The sequence below is a fragment of the Roseomonas sp. TS2 genome (assembly GCF_058833935.1).
In genome coordinates this window covers 1-4298 of record NZ_JCACVY010000267.1, presented here as the reverse complement: position 1 = coordinate 4298, position 4298 = coordinate 1, and the positions used below count along the sequence as shown (strand labels likewise).

Sequence of the window (4298 nt, the reverse complement as noted above, 5' to 3'; positions counted from 1 at the left end):
GAGGCGTCACAGCGCCGAATCGTCGGTCTCGCCGGTGCGGATGCGCAGCGCGCGCTCCACGTCCAGCACGAAGATCTTGCCGTCGCCGATCTTGCCGGTGCGCGCGGTGGTGGCGATCGCCTCCACGACCGCGTCGACCATGTCGGCCGGCACCGCGACCTCGATCTTCAGTTTGGGCAGGAAGGACACGTGGTATTCCGCGCCGCGGTAGATCTCGGTCTGGCCCTTCTGCCGGCCAAACCCCTTCACCTCGGTCACGGTCAGCCCCTGCACGCCGAGCGGGGTGAGCGCTTCGCGCACCTCGTCCAGCTTGAAAGGCTTGATGACGGCCATCACCAGCTTCATGCGCTGCGGTCCCCTCGTTACTTCCGCGTGGCTGCTCTCCCCAATGCGAGCGCCGTGCCACACGCCCCCGCAAGGCTTGCGGCCCCGCGACGCGACCCCATCTGCCCAGGAATTGGGCAGCTGCATCCAACGGAAGCGCGGCGTTTCAGCGCCGGCGGCTTTCGGAGCGGGGCGCGAAGGGGCAGAATGGGCGGCATGACGAAACGCATCGAGGTCGCGGTCTGCATCATTGGCGCGGGGCCGGTGGGGGCCACGCTGGCCGCCGCCCTGGCCGCCGGCGGCGTGCCCGCCGCCGTGGTGGACAGCGCGCCGCTGCCACCCATGGAGCTGCCGGAGTTCGACGGCCGCGCCTATGCCATCGCGCTCACCAGCCGCAACCTGCTGGAGGCGGCGGGGGTGTGGCCGCTGCTGCCCTGGGCGCCCGGCCCCATCACCCGCATCCGCTGCGCCGACGGCCTGCCGGGCGAGGCGCCGAGCCGCCTGGCGCTGCATTTCGACGCCGCCGAGACCGGCGCCGGCCCCTTCGGCTGGATGGTGGAGGCGCGGGCGCTGCGCATGGCGCTGAACGCGCGCATGGGCGCGCTGGCGCATCTCAGCGTGCATGCCCCCGCCCGCGCCGAGGTGACGCGCACCCCGGAGGGCGCCGAGATCCGCCTCTCCACCGGCGAGACCATCGCGGCGCGGCTGGTGGTGGCGGCCGAGGGGCGGCGCAGCCCGCTGCGGCGGCAGGCCGGCATCGGCGCCGCCACGCTGGACTACCGGCAGACCGGCATCGTCGGCGCCGTGGCGCATGAGCGGCCGCACGGGCAGGAGGCGCTGGAGCAGTTCCTGCCCAACGGCCCCTTCGCCCAGCTTCCCCTGGCGCCAACGGCCGAGCACCCCAACGCCTCGGCCATCGTCTGGTCGGAGAAGCGGGCCATTGCCGAGCGGGTGCTGGCCCTGCCCGATGCCGAGTACGGCCGCGAGATCCAGCGCCGCATGGGCGACCACCTGGGCAAGGTGACGCCGATCGGCCGCCGCTGGTCCTACCCGCTCACCGCCATGCACGCGCTGCGCTACACCGACACGCGCCTGGCCCTGGTGGGGGATGCGGCGCATGGCATCCACCCCATCGCCGGGCAGGGGCTGAACCTCGGCTTCCGCGACGTGGCGGCGCTGGCCGAGCTGGTGGCGCAGGCGCTGGCGCGCGGCGAGGACCCGGGCGGCCCGGCGCTGCTCGCCGCCTACCAGGCGCGGCGCCGGCCGGACGCGCTGCTGATGCTGGGCGCCACCCACGCGCTGGAGCGGCTGTTCGGCAACAGCCTGCCGCCGCTGCGGCTGGCCCGCCGCCTCGGCATGGGGGCGGTGGAGCGGATGCCGCGGCTGAAGGATTTCTTCGCCCGCCGCGCCATGGGCTTCGGCCCGCTGACCGGCAGCCTGATGCTGGGCCGCCCCGGCGGCGCCTGAGGCGGGGCCGGGGAAGCCGGCCCCCCTAGCTTTCCGGCCTGCTGCTGTTGAGGGCGCGGATCGACTGGCCGAGCACCTCGATGCGGCCGGTGGTCTCGTCCACCAGCTGGCGGATCTCGCGCGCCGCCTGGCCGGAGCTGTTGGCCAGTTGCCGCACCTCCTGCGCCACCACGGCGAAGCCGCGCCCGGCCTCGCCGGCGCGGGCGGCCTCGATGGTGGCGTTCAGCGCCAGCAGGTTGGTCTGCGCGGCGATGCCGTTGATGGTGCCGCTGATCTGGCCGATGCGGCGGGAGGAGGCGGCCGCCTCCTGCATGGCCGCCTCGGTGTTCTGCACGGTGACGCGCCGCGCGGTGACGTCCACCCCGCACATCAGGATGCCGCTGACCGCGCCGCTGAAATCCCGCAGCTGGCTGAACACCGCGTCGAGCCACAGCGCGGGCTCGCTGCCGGGCCAGGGCATCTCGCGCCGCAGCGTCTCGCCGCGCATCACCGCCGCCTGCGCCGCGCCGTCCAGCACCTGGTTGAGGCACAGGCGGCCGGGGAGCTGGTCGCTGGCGGAGAGCATCTCGCCCTGCCGCGACCACTCGGCCACGGCGGTGGTGGCGCAGATGGCGCTGAGCTTCTGGTCGAAGCTGAGCGCGCGCTGCTTCGTCTCGGTCACGTTGGCCTGGATGGAGATGAAGGCGCTGAGCGCGCCATCCGCCCCGCAGACAGGGTTGATCGCCAGGCTGATCCAGTAGCTGCTGCCATCCTTGTGGTAGTTGAGGATCTCGTCCTGGACCGGCCGGCCGGCCTGCAGCGCGGCGCGGATGCGCTGCACCGTGGCGGGGTCGGTCTGCGGCCCCTGCAGGAAGGAGCCGGGGATGCGGCCCAGCACCTCCGCGGCGCTGTAGCCCGTCATCCGCGTGAAGCCGTTGTTGACGTAGCGGATGCGCCGGTCCGGGCCGCAGATGACCACAGAGTTGTCCGTCTCGTCCGCCACCATGGAGAGCAGGCGGATCTGCTCGCGCCGCTGCACCTCCTCATGCACGTCGCGCACGAAGGCGGTGTAGGTCTGCCGCCCGTCATCGAGCCGGATGCGCGAGAGGGAGAGGCTGCCCCAGATGACGCTGCCATCCTTGCGATGGATCTCGACCTCCCGCGCGGTGCCGACGATGCGGTCCTCCCCCGTGGCGCGGTTGCGGTTCACGAAGCTGTCGTGCTGCGGCTGGATCGCCTTCGGCACCAGCATCCGCACGTTCTGGCCCACCACCTCGGCGGCGGCGTAGCCCCAGAGCCGCTCGGCCGCCGGGTTGAAGAAGGTGACGGTGTTGTGCTCGTCGATCGTCACCACCGCGTCCAGCGCCTGCTCCAGCGTCTGCCGCATGCCCTCGCGCACCGCCCGCTCGGCCGAGACGTCCCGCACGAAGGCGGTGTAGCCGGTGCCCTGCGGCGTGCGCAGCCGCGAGAGGGAAAGGCTGCCCCAGATGACGCTGCCATCCTTGCGGTGGATCTCGACCTCGCGCGAGGTGCCGACGATGCGGTCCTCCCCGGTGTCGTGGTGGTGGCCCACGAAGCTGTCGTGCTGCGGCTGGATCGCCTTCGGCACCAGCATCCGCACGTTGCGGCCCAGCACCTCGGTGGCGGCGTAGCCCCACAGCCGCTCGGCGGCGGCGTTGAAGAAGGTGACGTTGTTCTGCGCGTCGATCGAGACGACGGCGATGATGCATTGCTCGAGGGCCTGCCGGGCCAGGGCGCCGAGGGTGCCGCCCTCGGGCGAGGCGTCGGGTTGGTCGCCGCTTTCGGGCGGCCGCAGCCAGGAGAGCATCCGCTGTTCCCTTGAAGGAGGAATGTCCTTCCTAGGGCCGCGCGGGCGAAGATTCTCTAAAGCGCGGCGCGCCCGCTCAGGGGGCCGTCACCCCGTCGAGCAGGCCGCGCAGCAGGCCGATGCCTTCCTGCACGCCCTCCAGCCGCAGCGGCCGGCCGCCCTCGGCGCCCAGGCTGCGGGTGAGGGCGGTGCGGTCCTGGCCCAGCTCGGCGGCGGAGAGGCGGCCGTCGCCGTCATAGTCCAGGCTCTCCATGGCGAAGCGGCCGATGGCGACGCCGGCCAGCAGGCCGCCGCCGCCGGCCGCCAGCACGCCCTCCGGCGAGGCATCCTCGGCGGCGGCCATCACCCAGGTCATGCCGCGCACCAGCCGGGCGATCTCGGCCACCGAGAGCAGCCCGTCGCCCGAGACATCGCCCTCCGCCACCAGCGCGGCGAGGCAGCCGGCGCTGCCGGCCCCGGGGCCGCCGCAGGCCGCCTCCAGCACCTCCAGCGTGCCGAGCATCGCCAGGCCCTCGCCATGCAGCGCGGCCAGGGCGGGGGGCGGCGCGGCGCAGCGGCTCCAGGCGGCGAGCGGGGTGTCGCCGGGCAGGCGGTCGTCGCGCAGCTTGGCGTCCGGCTCGGCGGTCTGCAGCGCCGTGGCGTCGCCGCGCAGCAGGATGCGCGGCGCCTCGGCGCCACGGCCGGTGCCCACCGTCCAGCC

4 protein-coding genes are annotated in these 4298 nt (G+C 73.8%); 1 reads left to right on the top strand and 3 read right to left on the bottom strand.

The window, feature by feature from the left end; all coding sequences use genetic code 11:
• Positions 1-6: 6 nt before the first annotated feature.
• Positions 7-345: a P-II family nitrogen regulator gene (locus ACZJYS_RS22985; protein WP_109516504.1), complete on the bottom strand. Its 339-nt coding sequence runs from the start codon at positions 343-345 to the stop codon at positions 7-9.
• A gap of 195 nt (positions 346-540) precedes the next feature.
• Here ACZJYS_RS22985 and ACZJYS_RS22980 point away from each other — a divergent pair, with 195 nt between their 5' ends.
• Positions 541-1791: a UbiH/UbiF/VisC/COQ6 family ubiquinone biosynthesis hydroxylase gene (locus tag ACZJYS_RS22980; protein WP_493180453.1), complete on the top strand. Its 1251-nt coding sequence runs from the start codon at positions 541-543 to the stop codon at positions 1789-1791.
• Between the two features lie 25 nt (positions 1792-1816).
• On the opposite strand, the gene ACZJYS_RS22975 is transcribed toward ACZJYS_RS22980, so the two are convergent.
• The gene (locus tag ACZJYS_RS22975) at positions 1817-3598 is read right to left on the bottom strand and encodes a methyl-accepting chemotaxis protein (protein WP_493180452.1); all 1782 of its coding nucleotides are present in this window, start codon (positions 3596-3598) and stop codon (positions 1817-1819) included.
• Between the two features lie 76 nt (positions 3599-3674).
• A partial coding sequence (locus ACZJYS_RS22970; protein WP_493180451.1) for an EF-hand domain-containing protein occupies positions 3675-4298 on the bottom strand: 624 nt, incomplete at its 5' end.